Origin of the sequence: Anoxybacillus sp. UARK-01, from assembly GCF_002075365.1 — a bacterium.
Taxonomy (GTDB): Bacteria; Bacillota; Bacilli; order Bacillales; family Anoxybacillaceae; genus Anoxybacteroides; species Anoxybacteroides rupiense.
The window spans coordinates 95,602-116,189 of sequence record NZ_NASY01000032.1; the positions used below are offsets into that span (position 1 = coordinate 95,602).

20 protein-coding genes are annotated in these 20,588 nt (G+C 42.4%); all 20 read right to left on the reverse strand.

Features of this window, described 5'->3' with window-relative positions; translation table 11 throughout:
• Position 1: 1 nt before the first annotated feature.
• Entirely contained in the window at positions 2-721 is a 720-nt protein-coding gene (locus tag B6A27_RS06690) for a DUF881 domain-containing protein (RefSeq protein ID WP_369824150.1), read from the reverse strand.
• A 24-nt stretch (positions 722-745) separates the two neighbouring features.
• The gene (locus B6A27_RS06695; RefSeq protein ID WP_066147709.1) at positions 746-1,453 is read right to left on the reverse strand and encodes a DUF881 domain-containing protein; all 708 of its coding nucleotides are present in this window, start codon (positions 1,451-1,453) and stop codon (positions 746-748) included.
• Positions 1,434-2,273, reverse strand: coding sequence for a cell division protein FtsQ/DivIB (locus B6A27_RS06700; RefSeq protein ID WP_080860904.1), 840 nt, complete (start codon positions 2,271-2,273; stop codon positions 1,434-1,436). The genes B6A27_RS06695 and B6A27_RS06700 overlap by 20 nt, the downstream gene beginning before the upstream one ends.
• Positions 2,274-2,350: 77 nt before the next feature.
• Positions 2,351-3,262, reverse strand: a complete 912-nt coding sequence (murB, locus tag B6A27_RS06705) for a UDP-N-acetylmuramate dehydrogenase (RefSeq protein WP_066147143.1) — start codon at positions 3,260-3,262, stop codon at positions 2,351-2,353.
• A 146-nt stretch (positions 3,263-3,408) separates the two neighbouring features.
• Positions 3,409-4,509: a stage V sporulation protein E gene (gene spoVE / locus B6A27_RS06710; RefSeq protein WP_066147141.1), complete on the reverse strand. Its 1,101-nt coding sequence runs from the start codon at positions 4,507-4,509 to the stop codon at positions 3,409-3,411.
• Between the two features lie 38 nt (positions 4,510-4,547).
• The gene (gene murD, locus B6A27_RS06715; protein WP_139788086.1) at positions 4,548-5,888 is read right to left on the reverse strand and encodes a UDP-N-acetylmuramoyl-L-alanine--D-glutamate ligase; all 1,341 of its coding nucleotides are present in this window, start codon (positions 5,886-5,888) and stop codon (positions 4,548-4,550) included.
• A 15-nt stretch (positions 5,889-5,903) separates the two neighbouring features.
• Entirely contained in the window at positions 5,904-6,878 is a 975-nt protein-coding gene (gene mraY / locus B6A27_RS06720) for a phospho-N-acetylmuramoyl-pentapeptide-transferase (RefSeq protein ID WP_066147137.1), read from the reverse strand.
• Positions 6,872-7,336, reverse strand: coding sequence for a hypothetical protein (locus B6A27_RS06725; protein WP_044746594.1), 465 nt, complete (start codon positions 7,334-7,336; stop codon positions 6,872-6,874). The genes mraY and B6A27_RS06725 overlap by 7 nt, the downstream gene beginning before the upstream one ends.
• Positions 7,330-8,802: a UDP-N-acetylmuramoyl-L-alanyl-D-glutamate--2,6-diaminopimelate ligase gene (locus tag B6A27_RS06730; protein WP_080860908.1), complete on the reverse strand. Its 1,473-nt coding sequence runs from the start codon at positions 8,800-8,802 to the stop codon at positions 7,330-7,332. Before B6A27_RS06730 ends, B6A27_RS06725 begins: the two co-directional genes overlap by 7 nt.
• A gap of 261 nt (positions 8,803-9,063) precedes the next feature.
• Positions 9,064-10,992: a stage V sporulation protein D gene (locus B6A27_RS06735; protein WP_066147132.1), complete on the reverse strand. Its 1,929-nt coding sequence runs from the start codon at positions 10,990-10,992 to the stop codon at positions 9,064-9,066.
• Positions 10,993-11,142: 150 nt separating this feature from the next.
• Positions 11,143-13,356: a penicillin-binding protein gene (locus B6A27_RS06740; RefSeq protein WP_066147129.1), complete on the reverse strand. Its 2,214-nt coding sequence runs from the start codon at positions 13,354-13,356 to the stop codon at positions 11,143-11,145.
• A 6-nt stretch (positions 13,357-13,362) separates the two neighbouring features.
• Entirely contained in the window at positions 13,363-13,722 is a 360-nt protein-coding gene (gene ftsL, locus B6A27_RS06745) for a cell division protein FtsL (RefSeq protein ID WP_066147127.1), read from the reverse strand.
• A gap of 29 nt (positions 13,723-13,751) precedes the next feature.
• On the reverse strand, positions 13,752-14,684 hold the full coding sequence (rsmH, locus tag B6A27_RS06750; protein ID WP_080860910.1) for a 16S rRNA (cytosine(1402)-N(4))-methyltransferase RsmH: 933 nt from the start codon (positions 14,682-14,684) through the stop codon (positions 13,752-13,754).
• Between the two features lie 263 nt (positions 14,685-14,947).
• Positions 14,948-16,576 carry a bacillithiol biosynthesis cysteine-adding enzyme BshC gene (bshC, locus tag B6A27_RS06755; protein ID WP_080860912.1) on the reverse strand — a complete coding sequence of 543 codons (1,629 nt, stop codon included), beginning with the start codon at positions 16,574-16,576 and terminating at the stop codon, positions 14,948-14,950.
• 156 nt (positions 16,577-16,732) lie between these two features.
• Complete coding sequence (locus B6A27_RS06760) at positions 16,733-17,119, reverse strand: DUF3397 domain-containing protein (protein WP_044746601.1); 387 nt, start codon at positions 17,117-17,119, stop codon at positions 16,733-16,735.
• On the reverse strand, positions 17,112-18,008 hold the full coding sequence (locus B6A27_RS06765) for a 2-dehydropantoate 2-reductase (protein WP_080860915.1): 897 nt from the start codon (positions 18,006-18,008) through the stop codon (positions 17,112-17,114). The genes B6A27_RS06760 and B6A27_RS06765 overlap by 8 nt, the downstream gene beginning before the upstream one ends.
• A 106-nt stretch (positions 18,009-18,114) precedes the next feature.
• Positions 18,115-18,708: an RsfA family transcriptional regulator gene (locus B6A27_RS06770; protein ID WP_044746603.1), complete on the reverse strand. Its 594-nt coding sequence runs from the start codon at positions 18,706-18,708 to the stop codon at positions 18,115-18,117.
• 68 nt (positions 18,709-18,776) lie between these two features.
• Entirely contained in the window at positions 18,777-19,544 is a 768-nt protein-coding gene (locus tag B6A27_RS06775; RefSeq protein WP_139788079.1) for an enoyl-CoA hydratase/isomerase family protein, read from the reverse strand.
• A 267-nt stretch (positions 19,545-19,811) separates the two neighbouring features.
• The gene (rpmF, locus tag B6A27_RS06780) at positions 19,812-19,985 is read right to left on the reverse strand and encodes a 50S ribosomal protein L32 (protein ID WP_044746604.1); all 174 of its coding nucleotides are present in this window, start codon (positions 19,983-19,985) and stop codon (positions 19,812-19,814) included.
• A gap of 65 nt (positions 19,986-20,050) precedes the next feature.
• Positions 20,051-20,566 (reverse strand): YceD family protein, encoded by a 516-nt coding sequence (locus B6A27_RS06785; protein ID WP_044746605.1) that lies wholly within the window; start codon positions 20,564-20,566, stop codon positions 20,051-20,053.
• Positions 20,567-20,588 lie beyond the last annotated feature (22 nt).

A 20,588-nucleotide genomic window follows, 5' to 3' on the forward strand; every position in this document is an offset into this window, starting at 1 on the left:
GCTATTTTTCCTCCTTTTCGGCTTTTACTGTTTGCATATAGCGAACGCGCCATTGTCCGTTATATTTAGGAATAGAGACTGCTGGCATCGGCTCTGAAACAGTAATTTGCAAATTTTCTGTAACAAAATCATCATAAATGGTGGATACTTTTAGATGATTGTATAGCGTCGTCACATCATCGGAAATAACCTTCACCTGTATTGGCAATGAAGAAATGGATTTCTTTCCAATCTTCGTTACACCGTTTACTTCACGAATTGCCGTTGTATTGGCAAGACGTTCATCAGCAACAGCAATCTCCTTGGCGCCGTACATATTCAACTCATTGATCAACCTCTTTAACAGCTCTGGAGAAATCGTGTATGTAATAGGCCCCACATAATCTTCCGGATAAAACGGTTCGATTGTCAAAACGACTCCTGGCCCCGTCGTCTCCGTCAATCCCGCCTCTTTCCTCAGTTCCTCCACCGTTTCTTGAAGCGTAGCTGCTTGGTTTCCGGCGGGATTTTGCAGGTAATTTTGAATTTTTTCATCATTGCGGCGAATTTCTAGTAAAAGCTGTTGCTCCAGCTGCTGCTCCCTTTTTAAATCTTGACGCAGCTGCCAAATATCCCGCGTATCGCGCACAGCAGGTTGCTTAGTTGTTTGCACCTGAATCGCAAGCATAAACCCGATAATCGCCATAATCACTGTAAAATGAACCAGCTTTTTTCGTACCAACGCGCTTCACCAAACTTTCTATTTTTACTCACGGTTTGTATGAAAAATTGGATCTAGTGTGATATCATCCTTTTGCTGAATATCAACAACAACATGGTCCCCTGTTAATTGATCCTTCACACCTCCGGCAATAGTAAGCGCTGAGGCAAGCACGTTGGAGTCGCCAATCGCAGAAATGGTAAAGGGAGCTGAATGCTGTGTCCCATCCACTTCAATAACAGGACCGTTGCAAACAATATAGGAGCGGTGTGAAATCCGTTGCCCGTTGATGGCAATCGCCTCTGCTCCAGAGATGAGCAGTTCATGCACTACTTTTAATACATGTTGCTCATGAACGATGTAGTTGGTTGCGCTTTGTTCGCTTGGAATATAAGAAGCATCTGAAAGCGTAACTTCAACCCCAGCTCCTCTGACCTTCACTTTTCCGATGTACATCCGCAATTGTTCTGCTTCTGTTGCTAAATCGCTATAGGCCTTTTTTTTATCGGCAAGTGAAGCCTCCATTTTCCGCACTTTTTCCTGCTTGCTCATCAGTTCTGCTTTCAGCTTTTGGTTTTCTTTTTGCGATTGAATCAGCAATTGTCTGTATTCATATTCCTTATTCCATTGCTTATCAGTGATCGTCCGTTTTTCAACACGACTTTTTGTATATTCGTAGGAAAAGGAAAGCATAAACCCTAAAACAAGACAGACCAAGGAAAGGATGACATAATTACCGCGCACTACTTTCATTGTCATCGTCATCCTCCTTTTTTGGTTGATCATAAGCTTTAAAGTAGTTGCTGACCTCTAAATGAATTACACCTTTTACATTCGGATCAAGCTTCTTAACAATCTCAGGATAAAGAAGCATTTTTTCCGCAAAATTTTTGACACTCGCACTTACCTCGAATCCGTCATTCATATAAACGGTAATGTGATAGCGATCTTCATCGCTCGGCGCATAGTGGATTTCAGAAATAGCGCTTAATATATATGGAGGCAGTTTGGCTAGCTGACCTGCCATGTCTTGAATGTCTTCTCCACTTTTCCAATCCACTAAAATTGGGGCATCGCTTAATACCGTTTTGGGAGCATTTTTCATTAAAATTTGACCGTTCTCAAGAAGGGGAAAGAACGTCTGTTTATGTTCAATGTAAGCAACCCGTCTGCGTTCTTTTATGTAAAGTACAATTGTATTGGGGAATTTTTTTTGCATTTCTACTTGTTTGATTTCCGGATGCTCTTCAATCGCCTGTTTAATTTTCTCTTCTTTTACTTTCCAAAAGCTTGTCCCATTCGCTAAACCGCTCAGTTGAATAATTTTTTCACTTGAAATATGTTGATTTCCTTTTATTTCAATATGCTTGACATAGCTTAAGGGTGATTGAAAATAAACAATACATAAAATAAGCATAAAAAAGAAGACAATGTAAATGGTTAATCGGCGATTGACTTTTTGCCTGCGCCGCTTCTTTAGTTTAGGAACACGTTCTTCGAGAACGACGACTTTACCTTTTTCCAATTTGCTCACCGCTTTCTGACACTTACAAAACAATAAAACAAACGGCATTTGTCTATGCCGTTAGTTTTTGAAGCAAATCTGTTTTTATTATAGCACAATATTGGAAAATAAGGTGATCTAATTTTCTAGGACTTACGACCAATAATCTCCACTTCTGTCTTCATTTCGATGCCGTATAGCTGCTGAATCGTCTTTTTCACATGAGCAATCAAATCCAATACGTCTTGAGCTTTCGCGTTCCCGGCATTTACAATAAAGTTTCCATGCTGCTCAGAAATTTTGGCGCCACCGATCGCATATCCTTTTAATCCCGCTTTTTCAATCAACTGGCCCGCATAATGTGGGAGAGGATTCCGAAAAACGCTTCCAGCACACGGATAATCCCACGGTTGCGTCTCGCGGCGGTAGTCTTTATTTTTTTGCATTTTCGCTACAATGCTTTCCCTTTCTCCCTTTTTCAATTCTAATACCGCTGCAATACAAATTCCAGGGCGCTTCTTTTGCAAAACGGAGGTTCGATAAGAAAACTCCATTTCTTCTTTACTTAACCATTCAATCGTTCCATCAGGAAACAAAACCTGTGCCTTTTGCAAAATATGCGACATATCCGAGCCGTGCGCCCCCGCATTCATATAAACAGCACCGCCGACTGAACCAGGAATTCCCCCAGCAAACTCTAAGCCTGATAACCCTTGCCTGCTGACGGTCGTTGCCAATTTAATTAAAGAATATCCTCCACCAACGGTTACTTCCTCTTCATGAATGGTCAGCTCAGCAATCCCGTCTCCTAATTTAATGACAACACCTTCAATCCCTTCATCCGCTACAAGCAAGTTAGAGCCACGTCCAATCACTCGCCAATTTACATGATGCTTTCGAATAATTTCCATTACTTTTTTTAGGCTTTCGATGCTGTCTGGCTCTACAAACACATCAGCTGGTCCGCCGATTCGAATCGTTGTGTGGCGGGCAAGCGGCTCCTTTTCTCTCACTTTTCCAATATTCGCTTGAGTGAATTCTTTGATGAGCTGTTCCACGGATTTCCTCCCCTTTCCTGTATTTCTTGTTGTCCTGATGATGGATCATCATGATCTTTTTTCCTGTCCACTACTGTCCACAAACAAAACGAGAGGGGCCGCCTCCCTAAGAAATCAGCTTAGAGAACCTCCCCTTTTCTCGTTCATTAATATCGGGCATGTTTACTGATATTCAACAAAACTCCAATCGCCATCAGCATCAAAGTCAGCGACGAGCCGCCGTAGCTTAAAAATGGCAAGGTAATTCCCGTTACTGGCATCAGTCCTGTTACTACCCCGATATTAATCATCACTTGAATTGCGATCATCGAAATAATTCCGATCGCTAAAAATGTTCCATATAAATCAGGAGCTCCAAAAGCGATGCGCACTCCTCTCCAAAGGAGCAAGCTAAACAATAACAGCACGAGTGAACCGCCAATAAATCCCAGTTCCTCCGCCAAAATCGCAAAAATAAAATCGGTTTGCGGTTCAGGTAAGTAAAAAAACTTTTGCCTGCTTTGTCCTAGTCCTAACCCTAGCAGTCCACCCGGCCCAATCGCATAGAGCGACTGAATCATTTGAAAGCCGCTGCCAAGCGGATCTTCCCAAGGATTTAAAAAGGAGGTGATTCGTTTGATTCGATAAGGAGCCGATAAAACAAGACCAGCAAAGCCAGCCAAGCCTATCATTCCAAGGCCGACAAAATGGCTGATGCGAGCTCCAGCAACGAAAATCATCGTAATACAAGTACCCACCATCACCGTTCCTGTTCCTAAATCGGGCTGCAACATAATCATGCCAAATGCTGAAAAGACAAGGGCTAAAGCAGGGAGTAATCCTTTTTTAAATAATGTAATCTTTTTTTGATTTTCGGACAAATACTTGGCCAAGAAGGCTGCCATCGCCAGTTTCATAAATTCAGATGGCTGAATGGAAAATGCCCCTACACCAATCCAGCTGCGCGAGCCATTGCGCACTACTCCAACTCCTGGAATCAGCACAAGCACAAGCAGCACAAAACATATAATCAGCAAAACTTTTGACCAGTCGCGCCAGACCCAATAATCGACATTCATAATAAAAAACATCGCTGCAATTCCTACACAAGCAAATAACAGCTGGCGCTTAGCAAAGAAAAAAGAATCGTGAAACTTATATTCTGCCCATACAGCGCTGGCACTATAAACCATGATTAGCCCGATTGCTAGCAGCAGAAACGTCAGCAATAGAAGTAAAAAATCAGGCGCAGACTTTTTTTGAGACACTGCCCAACACCTCAGCTTTTATGAACGGTATGTCCTTTCTATTCAAGCTTATGCACTGCGCTTATAAAAATGTCTCCTCTTTGTTCAAAAGTTTTATATTGATCCCAGCTTGCACATGCTGGTGACAACAAAATAATATCGCCAGGCTTCGATATCTCATAAGCAACAGGTACAGCTTTTTCCACATTATCGACATGATAAACCGTTTCTATTCCTGCCTGTTTCGCTACCCGCTCTAACTTTTGTGCCGTTTGTCCAAATAAAATAACAGCTTGAACCTGTTTAAGATAAGGGATCAAGTCATCGAATTCATTGCCGCGATCCAATCCTCCCGCAAGAAGAATGACTCGCTGATCACTAAAAGCAGATAACGCTTTTTGCGTTGCCAATATATTGGTTGCTTTGGAGTCATTAAAAAATTTTCTACCGTTCACAGTGCCTACGTATTGGAGGCGGTGTTTCACTCCAGTAAAGGTTGTTAGTACGCGGGCAATGGCCGCGTTATCTGCGCCTACTAGCTTCGCTGCTGCTACAGCCGCTAATATATTTTCTAGATTATGTTTGCCAGGCAACACAATATCTGATAGGGCGATCACTTTTTCGCTGTTCCAGTAGACTGCCTGATCTTTCACATAAGCGCCGCTATTTAATGGTTTGGTAGTGGAAAAAAATATTTTCGTTGCGCTCGATGCCTCAGCGAGCTTCATGACCCATTCGTCATCTGCATTCACGACAGCATAATCGCTTTCTGTTTGATTTTTTAGCAAATTTCCTTTCGCTTGTGCGTATGCTTCCTTCGTTCCATGATAATCCAAATGCGCATCAAAAATGTTAAGAAGCACAGCAATGCGGGGACGAAACGCTTCAATCCCCATCAGTTGGAATGAAGACAGCTCAGTGACAACCCAATTGTCTTCATGAGCCGTTTTGGCTACTTCACACGCCACCATTCCGATATTACCCGCAATCAACGGTTTTTTGCAAGCTTCTTTTAGCATTTCGTAAATCAGTGTAGTGGTGGTCGTTTTGCCATTCGAGCCCGTAATGCCGATAAACGGAGCTTCACAAATGGCATAGGCAAGCTCGACTTCTGTTATGATCGGCAGCCCTTTCTCAAGTGCTTTGGCTACCATTGGATTGGTATATGGAATTCCAGGATTTTTCACCACCAAATCAAATGGTTCATCAAGTAGACCAAGCGGATGCCCTCCGCAAATCACACGAATTCCCTTCTCATGTAACTGCTTTGCTGTTTCGTTGTCATCCAGCGGCTTTTGATCATTAACGGTCACGCTTGCTCCAAGCTCATGAAGCAGCATAGCCGCTGCGAGACCGCTTTTCGCCAAACCAATCACTAACACTCGTTTCCCCTGATGCATCGTTACTTGTTTCAATTACATCCACACCTCGATATAGATTCCGAGTATTGCTAACAATAAGCCAATCGCCCAGAATGTGACAACAACGCGCCACTCAGACCATCCAATGAGCTCGTAATGGTGATGCAACGGACTCATGCGAAATACTCGTTTTCCTGTTGTTTTAAATGAAATAACTTGAATAATCACTGATAATGTTTCAATCACAAACACGCCGCCGATAATCGCAAGCAATAGCTCTAATTTCGTTAATATCGCAACAGTAGCAATCGCTCCTCCTAACGCAAGAGAGCCGGTATCGCCCATAAACACTTTAGCTGGATGGGCATTAAACACAAGAAATCCAAGAACAGCCCCAACGACAGCAACGCTAAAAATAGCTACATCATATTGTTGCTGGTTCCATGCAAGAACCGCATAGGCGCCAAAGGCAATCGCTGCCGTTCCCGACAACAAACCGTCGAGCCCATCCGTTAAATTGACGGCATTTGAGCCAGCCACAAGCATAAAAACAAGAAATACGATATATCCCCATCCTAAATCAAATGATAGATGGGTTCCTGGAATATGTAGCGCTGTGGAAAAATTTTGCTGGTGATAAACCATATAAAACACAAAGGCGATCAGGAGCTGCCCTGTTAATTTTTGCTTGCTTGTTAACCCCAGATTCCGCTTCATGACAACTTTAATAAAGTCATCAATAAAGCCAAGCAGTCCATATCCTATGGTAACAAATAAAAGCAAATAGGTCTCGATCGTGATATGGGAAAATTTTTTCGTCATGAAAAACGTTGTAATCACAATCGAGAGCAAAATCATCATTCCGCCCATCGTCGGCGTGCCAGATTTTTTGTGGTGCGTTTTTGGTCCTTCTTCACGTATGCTCTGCCCAAACTTTAATCTTCGTAAAAACGGAATAAAAAAAGGAGATAGCAGCACCGTAATGAAAAAAGCTGTTACAATTGAAAATATCATCACTTGTTCTAACATGACGGCTCACATCCTTCTTTCTCTTGAGCACCGAACCATTTTTGTTTCAGTTGCTGTAATTCATTTATTACCGCTATATCATATGAATGATTTTGTTCAATATGATGCTGCGGAGCGTCAATGGTCAATAAAAATTGCGTTTCTTTATTGTCCGCTTTTTTTAACGGCAAATACATTTCTAATATGGAAGCTAACGCCTTCAGCTCAGAAGGGACGAAAAAAATTGGAAACTGATTTGGAATGTAAGACGGCAATGTTCTGCCATTTTTCCAAAGAGAAGCAATCGCCCCTTGCTCAATAGCCACTTTTAGCTCCCATTCTGTTCCTGCTAGCGGAACAAATAGTCCTTTTTCTGCCTTGCAATAAGGATTCGTAAAAACGGTGCGAAATTCAAGCGCATTGTCGACAATCCCTCTTGTTAAAGGAAATAATTGCTTGACCATTTGATAAGTTAGCATTCCCCATTTCGCTCCTTAATGGCTTCGCGGGCAACGATGCGGTCATCAAAGTGCAGCACTTGATTTCCAATGATCTGATAGGTCTCATGGCCCTTTCCAGCAATTAAAATGACATCATCCTTTTGCGCGTGTTCTACTGCATAACGAATCGCTGCTTTGCGATCTGCGATTGAGATATATCGCTTGCCCGCAACTCCTTTTTCCATGTCATGTAAAATATCTTCCGGTCGCTCGGAGCGGGGATTATCAGATGTAAAAATCGCTGTATCCGCATATTTTACGGCAATTTGAGCCATTAATGGACGCTTGGCACGATCTCGATCCCCGCCGCAGCCGACAACCACATAAATATTCCGTTTAGCGAATTGCCGAATGGTTTTTAACACATTTTCTAAGCTGTCTGGAGTATGTGCATAATCAACAATAACAGTAAAATCTTGCCCTTCATTCACGGTTTCAAAACGCCCCGAAACGCCTGATATTTCTTCTAGCGCCTCAGCAATCGTAGACAACGAGAGTCCCGAAGCAAGGCAGGCAGAAGCAGCGGCTAATATATTATACACATTAAAACGGCCGATCAGCTTCATGCAAATTCGCACCGTTTCATCTGGTGTCACTAAATCAAATTTCATTCCGTTTGGCGACATTTCAATCTGCTTCGCCATAATATCGCTGTCTTGATCAATCCCATACGTAATAACCGTAGCGGCTGTCATATGTTTATAGTATTCAGACGACGGATCATCTTGGTTAAGAATCGCAAATTTCGGCCGTTGATGATCAAAACGATTGCCGAGTTGAGCAAATAACAAACCTTTTGCCAAGCGATATTCTTCCATTGTACGATGGTAATCTAAATGATCCTGTGTTAAATTTGTAAACACCGCGATATCATAATCGCATCCGTGAACACGCCCCATATGCAACGCATGCGAAGACACTTCCATGATCGCCGTATCAATCTCTTCCTCCACCATTTGCTTAAACGTTCTTTGTAATACAAGAGCGTCAGGAGTCGTGTTTTTCACATCATAAGTTTTATCGCCAATTTTTATATGCATGGTTCCAATCAAACCTGTTTTCTTTCTCGCCTTTCGAAACACATAATCGATAAGGTGAGTCGTCGTCGTTTTTCCATTTGTGCCTGTCACTCCGATCAGATGTAGCTTATGCGTCGGTTGACCATAAAAAGCATCTGCCAGCACTGCCAACGCTCGTTTGCTGTCGCGGACAAGAATCACAGGTACGGAAACATCAACTTCACGCTCTGCTATAATCGCCACTGCCCCGTTTTCTACAGCTTGCTGGGCAAAATCGTGACCATCAACCGTAAATCCTTTAATACAAATAAACAGAGCACCTTTTGTTACCTTTCGGGAATCCATCTCAATCGATGTTACAGTCGGATTTTCGCCGACATATGTACCTAAATGATGCAAATAAGAAAGCAATGTTCGCAGTTCCATCTTGTTCATTCCTCTCGTTTAAATTCCCTCATAAAGAGAATTTTCAGTCGATTTGGCCAAAAAACGGAAAAGAAGGGAGCACCGATGTCCCTCCCTTGTCCTGTATGCCATCATCATGCTGATATCCAGTTAATCAATGGCAGGCAAAATCGTCATTACGTACGGATCAAAGAATGCAAGCAGCCAGCAAAAACAAATGAATGTTTCGCTGACTCCCTCGCGCAAAAATACCAATCACAAACGATACGCTTATTCACCGGCTCAACGAAGGCTAGATTTCGTGCCCAAATATACGCGAATCGTTGAGCCTTCCTTCACCTTAACCCCCGGCTTCGGTGCTTGATCAATGACGACATCGCCTTCTCCACTAACATCTAATTTTAAATCAAATAGCTGTTGTTGCAAGTCATTTTTTGTCAAACCTGACAAATCTGGAACTTCCACCATTTTTGTATCATTCCAAGCAAGCTCTTTTTCAATTTGTCCTTTCCGCGGTTTTACACCGATTGTACGCAAACTATCTTCCATAATTTTCCCCACAATTGGCGCAGCAACCACTCCACCGAATTGAACCGTTCCCTTTGGATGGTCAACCGCTACATATACAACCAGCTTTGGATCATCGGCCGGAGCAAAGCCAATAAAAGACACAATATAGTTATCTTTCAAATAGTGACCATCTTTCGCCTTTTGCGCTGTTCCCGTTTTGCCGCCTACACGATAGCCTTCCACAAACGCACCTTTTCCCGTTCCTTGAGCAACCACACTTTCCAGTGCATAACGAACTTGTTTCGATGTTTCCTCGGAAATAACCCTTCTTTTTTCCTTCGGGGTATTACGGCTGATCACCTTTCCGGTTTCCGGGTCCACCCATTCTTTAGCAATGTAAGGAGTATATAAAATACCGCCATTCACAGCAGCCGAAACAGCAGCCACTTGTTGGATCGGCGTAACTGAAACCCCTTGGCCAAAAGCTGTTGTCGCCTGTTCAACAGGTCCTACATTTTTTAAATCAAATAAAATGCCGGTCCCTTCTCCTTGTAAGTCAATACCTGTCTTTTCTCCAAAGCCGAACGCTTTAATATACTCAAACAACTTCTCTTTTCCTAGTCGCTCACCAAGCTCGACAAAACCCGGGTTGCATGAGTTTTGCACGACCTCTAAAAAGGTTTCAGAGCCGTGTCCCCCTTTTTTCCAGCAGCGCAATGTGGCCCCGGCGACTTTGACATAACCTGGATCATAAAAGTGATCTTTTAACAGATTCACTTTTTTCTCTTCAAGAGCTGCTGCCAGTGTAATAATCTTGAATGTAGACCCCGGTTCATATGTGCTCCAGACCGGCAAATTGCGATTATAAATTTCCGACGGCACATTGCGATAGTTCGCTGGATCAAACGTAGGACGGCTCGACATCGCTAGCACTTCGCCTGTATTAGGATCCATAACAATCGCAATAATGCCATCTGGATTATATTTCGTTTCAGCGATATCTAATTCTCGTTCTACAATCGTTTGAATACGCGAATCAATCGTTAGCTTTAAATTTAATCCATCCGTTGGCGGCGTGTAGTGATCGGCCATATTCGGCATTCTCTTTCCTTTTGCATCCGAATAAAACTCAACAGAGCCCTCCTGGCCTTTTAGTTCTTTATCATAATACAGCTCAAGGCCGGTTAAACCTTGATTATCAATTCCCGTAAAGCCAAGCACATGTGATAAGTAGCTGCCGAACGGATAATACCGCTTCGTATCCTCTGCAATATAAACGCCTTTTAAATTCAATTCTCTAATTTCTTTTGCTTTCTCATTGGAAATTTTTCTTCCTTCAGGAATCCGTTCGATCAATGTTTGTTTTGTCACATGCTTATACGCTTCCTCCACTGGCATATTTAGCGCTTTGGCCAGCTTTTGAGCTGTATCTGATGGATTTTCAACCTGTCTTGGTATCACATAAACAGTTGGAGCGCTCATATTGGTTGCTAGCGGAACGCCATTGCGATCTAAAATCTCTCCACGCTTCGGTTCAAATGGAATATTTCGGCTCCATGAATTTTTGGCTTTTTGCGCCAATGCATCTCCAATGAATAATTGGACATACCCTAAGCGAGTATCAATAATCGCAAAAACCAGCACCCCGACCAGCAACACAATGGCAAGCCGTTTGCGAACCGTAACATTTGAAACACGCATACGATGGGAACCTCCCTTATAATAGGCTCGTTCCACTATATGCTTGTACGTTTATTTATAGAACGCTTGAAAATGGATGATATGACACCTTTACTGCACAGGCTGAAAGAGAAGCTATTTGAGTTTCGACTGTCTTGAGCATCATCATTTTTAATCAACCGGCTGCTTTTTCTTTTCGTCCTTCTTCTCTTTTTGCTGGTTGATCCGATCCTTCCATTTGTCCGGTTCAGCTAGCTCAACAATTAAATAGTCATTCGCTTTGACAACCGTTTTTGGTCGAATGCTTTGTGTAATGACATAACCGCTCCCTTTTATGCTCGGATTGAGCTGCAGCAGCTCGGCTGCTTTCATGACATCACGCAATGACCAGCCATTTAAATCTGGCATCGTAGCTGTTCCATCCGTTTTTAAAACGACACGTTCATGAATGATCGTTTCGTCTCCTGCTGAAGGAAGCTGGGCTGCTATTTTTTCTCCATTTCCAATCACGACAGGCTGCAGCCCCTTGGCTTTCAAATCTTGCACGGCTTCATTCACCGGCCAGCCATGATACGACGAAAGTTCTATTCCTTTTTTACTAGAAGTCGTTTTCTCTGTTTCCTCCGAAGCAGGACGGATATTTAAATATTGCAGACTATTTTTCATCACACTGTTAAAAATCATCGAAACAGGTGCGGCTCCTGTTTCTGTATAGGAAAGCTTTGGCTGTTGAACCGCTACATACATTAATAGCTTTGGATCTTCCTTCGGCGCCATTCCTAAGAAAGAGAAAATGTAATTTTCATAGCCTGTCAAATAACCACCTTTTGGAGATGGAATTTGTGCCGTCCCCGTTTTTCCGGCTACATGGTACCCTTCAATTTGATAAGGACGGCCTGTTCCTTTTTCTGATGTCACAACCGTCTCCAGTATATCCAACACCTTCTCTGAAGTTTCCTTCGTAATCGGCTCTCCGACGACCTCTGGCTTATTTTGCATCACCACTTTTTTCGTATCCGGATCGATAATGCGGTCAACAATATACGGCTTCATCATTTTTCCGTCGTTCGCAATCGCTGTAGCCGCCTGAATTTGCTGGATCGGAGTGATGGATGTTCCCTGTCCAAACGCGGTTGTCAGCTTTTCAATGGGATATCGATACAGAATATTTCCTATTCCTTCTCCCGGTAGGTCAATTCCCGTCTTTTCATGAAAGTGGAAGCGATGCAAATATTGCAAAAAGCGATCCTCTCCCAACTTTTCCTTAACGAGTTTTGCAAAGGCTACGTTTGAAGAGCGCTGAACGCCTTCATTAAACGTAATAACACCCCATCCTACTTTATTATGGTCACGAATCTCATTTTTTCCCACTCGATAAGATCCAGAGCGATAGAGCTCATTCCCGTTATAAACGCCTTCATTAATAGCGGCCGCCAAAGTAAACACCTTCATCGTCGATCCCGGTTCATAAGGATAAGAAATCGCATCGTTTAAGTAGTTGGTAATGTTGCGCTTATTCGGATCAAAGCTTGGTCTTGTTCCCATTGCCAAAACCTCTCCTGTTTTCGGATTAACGACAATGGCAATGATTTTTTTCGGCTTGTATTGCTTTTCGACTTGATTCATGGCGTCTTCTAAAAACGTTTGGATTTTTTGGTCGATTGTTAAATATACCTCATCTCCATTATCCGGAGGAACAATCTTTTCTTTTGTATCCGGCAGCCGAAATCCTTCCTTATCACTTTGATAAAAAACATAACCATCTTTTTCATGCAAATAGCGGTTTAAGCTTTTTTCAATTCCCATTGCTCCTGCTGTTTTGCCCGTATCCTCTTCTTTTTGAGCATAACCGATTACATAAGAGGCGAATGTGCCGTTTGGATAAAATCTTTTCGTGTCACGAATGAAGCCGATTCCCGGCAGTTTGAGCGCTTCAATCTTTTTCTTGAGCTCATAACTGATGTTGCGCCCTTGTGCCCCAAACTCTACCTGCTTTGCCTTTTTAGTTAAGATGCTTTTAACTTCGCTGACCTCCATATGCAACAGCGGGGCTAATTTTTGCGCTGTCCTATCAGGATCCACTACATGTTTTGGATCTTTAGGATCGGTCGTCATCTTTGGATCAAGCACCGCTACAAGAGTATATGAAGGGGTATCTTCCGCCAGCACTTCTCCATTCCGATCCAAAATGGTGCCACGCTTAGCCTCGATGGTCCGCTTCTGCTCATATTTTTGCTCCGCCTTTACTGCCAAGACCTGTCCGTCTGCCTTGCCTGTTGTCTGCAACTGAACGAACCGAAAAAGTAACACAAAAAAGAGCAGGCTAAATATTCCAAACAATAATGCCGCTCCTTTATGCGTATTCTTATGCTTTTTGTAAGCCATCGTCCATCATTCCTGTACAACCTTTACGTTATTTTCGTTTAATGTGAGGCCTAGCTCCTTGGCTTTCTCCAAAATCCGTTCATACGTGCTAAGCTGCTGGACTTCTACATACAAATCATTGTTGCGCTTTTTCTGCTCATCCATTGTCCCTTCAAGTTGCTGAATATGCTTATTGACTTGATAAATCGTGACTTGATTGGAAATGATTTTGACAGACGAATAAAAGGCAAATAGCAAGAACGAGAATAAAACGATTTTCTCGCCAAGCGTGAGGCGAAGCTTCAACTTTCGTTTTGGTTTCGCCTGCGGACGGACCGATGAATGCTGTTGTTGCTTCTCTTGAACTTTGACAGCTGTATTACTCACATTTTCCCCTCCTTAAAAATTCTGTCCTTTTATAGCTTCTCTGCAATGCGCAGCTTGGCAGAACGTGCTCGATTGTTTTCCCCTATTTCCTTTTCTGAAGGAATAATAGGCTTTTTGGTAATGATCTTTAATTTTGGACGATATTCTTCTGGAATCAATGGCAATCCAGGAGGGAGCTTAGGACCTTCACTCGCTTCCTTAAACGCCGTTTTGCAAATGCGGTCTTCTAACGAATGAAAGGTGATCACGCTCACTCGTCCTCCAGGTTTCAACAGATCAATCGCTTGAGTAATCGCTTCTTTAAATGCTTGCAATTCATCATTGACCGCAATACGTATAGCCTGAAAAATTCGTTTGGCCGGGTGTCCTCCGCTTCTTCGGGCTGGCGCAGGAATCGCTTCTTTTATGAGTTCCACCAGCTCCCCGGTCGTCTCAATGGGCTTCTGCTGCCGGAATGCTTCAATTTTTCTGGCGACTTGTTTTGAAAATTTCTCCTCACCATATTGGAAAAAAATATGTACAAGCCGTTCATATGGCCAGTGATTCACAATTTCATATGCAGTGAGCGACTCCTCTCGATTCATCCTCATATCGAGCGGTGCATCATAATGATAGCTAAAGCCGCGTTCTGGCGTATCTAATTGCGGGGAAGATACTCCCAAATCAAATAAAATTCCATCCACTTCGTAAATGCTGTGTTCAGCTAGTTTTTCCGCTAAAAAGCGAAAATTGCTTTTAATAAATACGACCTGCTTCTCATACTGCGCTAATTTTCTTGTGGCATGCTCAATCGCCGTTGTATCTTGGTCAAACGCGAACAGCCTTCCTTGCGTCGAAAGCTGCGAAAGCAAGTATTCGCTATGTCCGCCGCCGCCAAGCGTACAATCGACGTAAATGCCGTCCGGATTGATTCGCAGGCCATCTACTGTTTCTTTTAATAAGACTGTTGTATGCTTAAACACAGCCTCACCACCTTTTTCATGATGTATGCTCTATGTAAGTAGCCGTTTATTTATTATACAACAAAACAAAACAATTTTTTAGGCTTTTTCTGTAAAAATACGTCTATTTCCGCATCTTTTTGTCGCATTCCGTCTAACCCCTCTCCAATCAAAACAATCGTTCGCTTTTCCACCTGATTTTCTTGAATTGTTTTTCTCTGTACTATTCTTGTCCCCCAAAAAAAATCCTGTACAAAACAGGATTTTTCGTTCGACTCTTTCTGTTATAGATATACAATTTTATGCAAACCATTCCATTTATATTTGACATTCATCAGACGTTCGACAAAATCAAATCCGTATTTATTAATGTAATAAAAAATGTTCCAGACTCGCTCTTGTGGCGCTTGATTCGGGAACAGCGACATTTCAATGCGGGCAAATTTGCGCAGTTCCACCTCATATTTTCTCTCAATCGAGCGATGCAATGTTTGGTGAAGAAAATCGATCTGTGATTGAATAAAAGCGGCATTTTTCGCCAATACATCCGTTAAACCGCGATCAATCTCCCCCCCTATCTCCCTCAGCGGCCGATGAATTTCTTCAATTTCTTCTTTAGCACGGGCAATCATCTCATCAAGCGGGTATTGGACTTGACGCGCGTACCATTCTGATTTAGCTTGCTCGATCTGTCCTTGCAACACATCAAACACGGTCATTCCAACTTCACGCAAATCGGTGTCAATCGAACGCTCGACAAGTGTAATATTGAATCTTGGAACAACAGGCGGCATCGCATAACCAAATAACGAAAACGCTTCCTTTAATTCTGCCCAATACGCAATTTCCCCTGGACCAGCGATAAAGGCGAGGGTTGGAAACAAGAATTCCTGCATAAGCGGTCTCGTCACCACATTATTGCTTAGCTGATGCGGTGAGCGTTTCGCCATTTGCAATAGCTCTTCCTTCTTCCATACGATCTCATTTTTTTTGCTTCGGAAATATTCTCCATTCTCCTCTGCTTCCAGCAACAATCTTTCCTTTCCATCATAGTAAAAGAGATTGGCTGATCGCGGATGAATATCGAGCGTCTTGCGATATCCCAGTTCTTCCAATCGTTTTTGCTGGTATATGACTGCTTCTGTTACCTCACTGTAGCGCTCAATCAGCGATGCAAAAAATTCACTTTCAACGACTCTTAGCGATTCATCAGCTGCATTTACGACTACAAGTCCTTCTGAAGCAAATAACCGGAGAACAATCTGGGCAAAGAAGTCCACAAAAGTATTGGCTTGTTCTACACAATTCTCTAAAAAATGGAGCAGTTTATCTGTCGTTTCTGTCTCTCCATACGTTTCTATCACTTGCTGAATCCATTCGATACAGATTTGCCGATCAATCGGCAATTGAGCAACCATTCGCTTTTCCCGCACTGCATGCGGATATGTATGCTTTTTGATTTTTCCTTGATCAACTACATAAACATGATCCACTTCTGCAATATCGTGGTCTTCTCCAGCCATCCAAAACACCGGCACAACCGGAACTCCCAATTGCTCCTCCTGTTCTTTCGCTAGTTGAATAATGGACATCATTTTATAAATGGTATAAAGCGGACCGGTTAGCAACCCCGTTTGCTGTCCTCCGATGACAACTACGCTAGATGGATTCAACAGTTTTTGAATATTGGCCATCGTCCGTTCACTCGCCTGGAGCGCTTGATGATAAGAAAGCAAATGATCCACCAATCTTTGGCGCGGGTACGTTCGCCTGCTTAGATCGCTCAAGCGCTTTGCAAATACGTCCTCCGCGCGAACGTCGTATGCAAATCCAGCATCCATTGGAAACGTTCCCGCTATGTAATCCGATGCTAGCGACGTCGTCGCTTGTAAAGGAAATTCATATATCTCCATACTTGAAAACTTCCTTTCTTATTTCTTGGTTTTATCAGCACTAAAAATCAAGATATTTCGCTATATCAGGGGATTTGTTTCGTTCTTTTAAGAAGCGAACACTCATGAGTATAGCATTCTTTTCTCCAAATGAAAAAATATGCGCTCACAGCTATTTTATATGTTGTTGACGATTCTTACCAAAATTCCATATCCAAGCAATCCAAAGTAAGCAAAGAAAAATAATAAAAAGCTAAATCGCCAAAATAAACGAAAAACAGTGGCAATATGTAAGTCCCCTTTTTTCTGCCAATATCCTACTGCAAACAATATATTAATTATAATGAGCAAAATGACCATAGGCCACCAATATGATTTTCCCCAAATGGCTTGAATCAAGAAATGAACCGCAATGATAAAAAAGATCGTTGAGATATTGATCGCTGTATAAAATGACTTTTTCTTTTTTTTCGTTAATTTTCTCGTTACCATATAAACGACAAAAAAAGCAAGCAGTGGCATTGTGACAAAAGCTGCTGCTATATGAGCAACCAAATTACCCATTAAATCCCCTTCCTTCCATCCCTTTTACGGCGTTCATTAAAAATTGGCAAATGGGCGTTTGCACACCTTTTTCTTTACCTTTGGCAATCACATATCCCAAAATCGCTTCAATTTCTGTCATCCGCCCATTTTCGAGATCGCACAGCATCGAGGAACGGTTATTAGCTGTTCGTTCGCATATCCGGACAATCCGCTCCCGCGCTTCGTTCTCATCAGGCAATGACAACGCTAAACATATTTCCGAAAATAGCAATTCCATCATTTTTTTATATTCTTTCGTTTTTACCAATTCTCCATTTGGAACACGTAACATCGCTGTTAGCGGGTTAATGACAGCATTGACAACGAGCTTATTCGTCAGCAACTGCTGCCAATTATGTTCAAATTCGATCGGAAAATCGGAACTAGAAACATCCAACAGTTGCTTTAACGGCCCGGTATCCCCCTGAAATAAAGCAATGGAAATCTTTCCAATTCCCGTATGTTCAACAGTCCGGTCATCCTTTTTAAACGCTCCGTGTTCAACGGTGCCCACGGCAATACACTGTGCTTTAAGCTGAGATAAAAGAGAGACATGCCCCATGCCGTTTTGCAAAAAAACAAAGGTCCCCCCATCTGTCCACTGATTGCACAGCTCGATTGCATGAACCATATCATATTGCTTAACGGTAACAAAGAAAACATCCGCTTGCATCTTTTCATATCCAGCTGCCCATGCACGGATCGGCACGATTCGTTCATCGCCATTCTTTATCATTCGCAAGCCTCGTTCATTAAGAAGATCCGCTTGCGTTTTCCGACGCGTATAAATCGTTACCTCGCATGTGCTCGATAAATAAGCTGCAATTAATAGCCCAATCGCTCCGCCGCCGATAATCCCTATTTTCATCTCGATTTTCCTCGCTTTCCATTCATACACTCCTGCGACTATTTTATCAAATTACGAATCGACCCGTTAATAGAAAAAGCTGATCTCAAAGGATCAGCTTTTTCTATTACTTTTCAATTTTTTCGAGATTGCCATTTCGGTCCATTTGGAACTTTACTTTCGATGTTTGCTCTTCTTCAAGTATCACCATTTTTCTCGCTCTTTCCATAATTCCAATAAACGTTTTGTAATCTTCTTGGACCGCTTTTAATTCTTTTTGCAGACGCTCTTTTTCTAGCTGCAATTTGGTAATCATTTGCTGCAGTTGTTCCATATCTCTTTTTAACGCGCGATTTTCATCCATCACATGCTGATATTGTGCGGAAGATTGTTGATATCTTTGCAAAAAGGCAATGATATCCTGCCATGTCAATTTCGCTGTTTTATCCTCTCCTTGCCCCGCTTCCTTTTGAACGAGCTGCGTACGTTCCTTTTTTACTTCTTTTCTCTGTTTTTTCGCTAGCTCAATGGCTTCTTTATATTGTTTTCTCACATAGGAATTCCAACGAAAACCGCAAGCAGCAGCTGTTCTCGAAAGACGCCTGCCTACTTCCTCAAACGCTTGCAGCTGCGTCCCTCCTTCACGAATATAGCGCAATACTATTTCTGCCAATAATAAATCCTCATCCTGCGTCCATGCATCTTGTCTTACACTCGTCATGGTTCCTTCCCCCTAGTCGCTTTTTTCAATATATGTATGCGACTAGTAGAAAAGATAGAAGAAGAATATTACGATCGATTCAAAAAAGTTCGCACTGCTTCTTCATGCTCATCAGATTCCCAAAGCACAGCACATTGTTCAATTTCCGCAAAAAAACGACCTCGAAACTCTTCTGTTTTCCATTTTTGAACAGCAGCTTGCTTATAGGCGCGAAGAACAGGGGCAGACTGCGCCAAATACGGCTCAAGCAACTTCCGACACTCTTCTTTTATTTCTTTATTTTCCGAAATTAATGAATGAATCCATCCATATTCATGCAATTGCTCAGAAGGCATACGTCTCGCTTTTAATAAAAGATCGAGGGCGTGCGTATAAGGAAGCTTTTCGAAGAGCATCGTCGCTCCTCCCCATCCTGTCGTAATTCCTAACGTTCCTTGAATAAAGCCTGCTTTGATTCCTGTCTTTGCATAGCGAAAATCACAGGCCGTTGCAAGTTCACACCCGCCGCCGACAGCTGATCCATTAAGCAAAGCAACTGTCGGTTTAGAAATCGTTAACAAGGAATACAAAATCGCGCCCATTTTTGAAAGCATTTGATACGCTTCTTCCTTTGTATGTAAACGATGGAATTCACTTAAATCCCCGCCCGAACAAAAAGCTTGCTGGCCGGCACCTGTCAGCACCAACACCTTTACTTTATCATTTTCTTCCACAAGGCGAATCGTTTCTTGTAAAGCATCCATCACTTCATAATTAATGGCATTTCGTTTTTCTTGCCGATTAATAGTAAACCAAACGATGCCATCATCATCTCGTTCTAGCAAAACCGCACTCACTTTTCTTCCTCCTTTACTCTCATATTTATGTTAGCCACTTTTTCTTATTTTCCTTCTGCTCTGCACAATAAACCTCTGCCACCTACACTCTGTTTAGGGGGGAGAGAATATAAAAAAGAGGCTCTTGTCACACCATTCCTATGTAACCGCTTAACTTTACGTTTTTCTACAACACCGGCAAAGCAAGCATTTCATAATAGCCACGTGCCCCATGCTCTTCCATGAAAAAACAGGCATAAGGATACCCTTATGCCTGTTTTTTCATGATTATTTGTTCACAACTTCTTTTCCTTTGTAAGTTCCGCAAGACTTGCAGACGCGATGAGCTAATTTCATTTCACCGCAGTTTGGGCATGCAACCATGCCTGGAACTTGCAATTTGAAATGTGTACGGCGCATTCTTTTTTTCGTTTTCGATGTTCTTCTAAAAGGTACAGCCATTCTTTCCACCTCCTTAAACAGGATTTAGAAGTTATGATGAAGGCCGGATCAAGCCGGTTCTTCGCTTATTCTTCCTTTTTATCAAAAAATTTCGCCAATCCAGCTAGACGAGGATCAATTTTGTTTTTAGCCTGCTCCTCAGTAATAACCTCCCAACCAGCTCCGGATTGTGGTGCTCCATCTTGAATGTTTTCCTGCTCTGAAAATATTTGCATGGGAATTTCAAGCAAAATGAGCTCTTTCACAATCGGCAGCAGGTCAACCGCATCTCCTTGAACAAGGTGCGTTTCTTCATCCGGATGAACATCATAGTCGTTTAAAAAAAACGTTTCGGTCGTATGGATCGCAAACGGATAAGAAACATCAACCAACGTCCGGGAGCAAGGCAATACCATTGTCCCTTCAATCGTTAAATGAAAAGTAAACTTAGTAGCACCGATATCTGCCCGTCCTTTCACACGGACAGGGGAAATATCGCGGATCGATGGCTCCATCTGTTTTAAATCGGAAACATCGACCATTTCATCCATGACAAGCCCTTTTGCTTGCAGCTGATGAAGCTGATGAATAGACCATTTCATTAAAATCACCTCAAGGCAACAA

Coding starts and splice junctions, on each gene's coding strand:
- B6A27_RS06695 (WP_066147709.1), bottom strand. CDS start 1,453: ATGAAAGTAGTGCGCGGTAATTATGTCATCCTTTCCTTGGTCTGTCTT.
- B6A27_RS06700 (WP_080860904.1), bottom strand. CDS start 2,273: ATGCCGTTTGTTTTATTGTTTTGTAAGTGTCAGAAAGCGGTGAGCAAA.
- murD (WP_139788086.1), bottom strand. CDS start 5,888: ATGCATCAGGGGAAACGAGTGTTAGTGATTGGTTTGGCGAAAAGCGGT.
- mraY (WP_066147137.1), bottom strand. CDS start 6,878: ATGTTAGAACAAGTGATGATATTTTCAATTGTAACAGCTTTTTTCATT.
- B6A27_RS06725 (WP_044746594.1), bottom strand. CDS start 7,336: ATGCTAACTTATCAAATGGTCAAGCAATTATTTCCTTTAACAAGAGGG.
- B6A27_RS06730 (WP_080860908.1), bottom strand. CDS start 8,802: ATGGAACTGCGAACATTGCTTTCTTATTTGCATCATTTAGGTACATAT.
- B6A27_RS06735 (WP_066147132.1), bottom strand. CDS start 10,992: ATGCGTGTTTCAAATGTTACGGTTCGCAAACGGCTTGCCATTGTGTTG.
- B6A27_RS06740 (WP_066147129.1), bottom strand. CDS start 13,356: ATGGCTTACAAAAAGCATAAGAATACGCATAAAGGAGCGGCATTATTG.
- bshC (WP_080860912.1), bottom strand. CDS start 16,576: ATGGAGATATATGAATTTCCTTTACAAGCGACGACGTCGCTAGCATCG.
- B6A27_RS06760 (WP_044746601.1), bottom strand. CDS start 17,119: ATGGGTAATTTGGTTGCTCATATAGCAGCAGCTTTTGTCACAATGCCA.
- B6A27_RS06765 (WP_080860915.1), bottom strand. CDS start 18,008: ATGAAAATAGGGATTATCGGCGGCGGAGCGATTGGGCTATTAATTGCA.
- B6A27_RS06770 (WP_044746603.1), bottom strand. CDS start 18,708: ATGACGAGTGTAAGACAAGATGCATGGACGCAGGATGAGGATTTATTA.
- rpmF (WP_044746604.1), bottom strand. CDS start 19,985: ATGGCTGTACCTTTTAGAAGAACATCGAAAACGAAAAAAAGAATGCGC.
- B6A27_RS06785 (WP_044746605.1), bottom strand. CDS start 20,566: ATGAAATGGTCTATTCATCAGCTTCATCAGCTGCAAGCAAAAGGGCTT.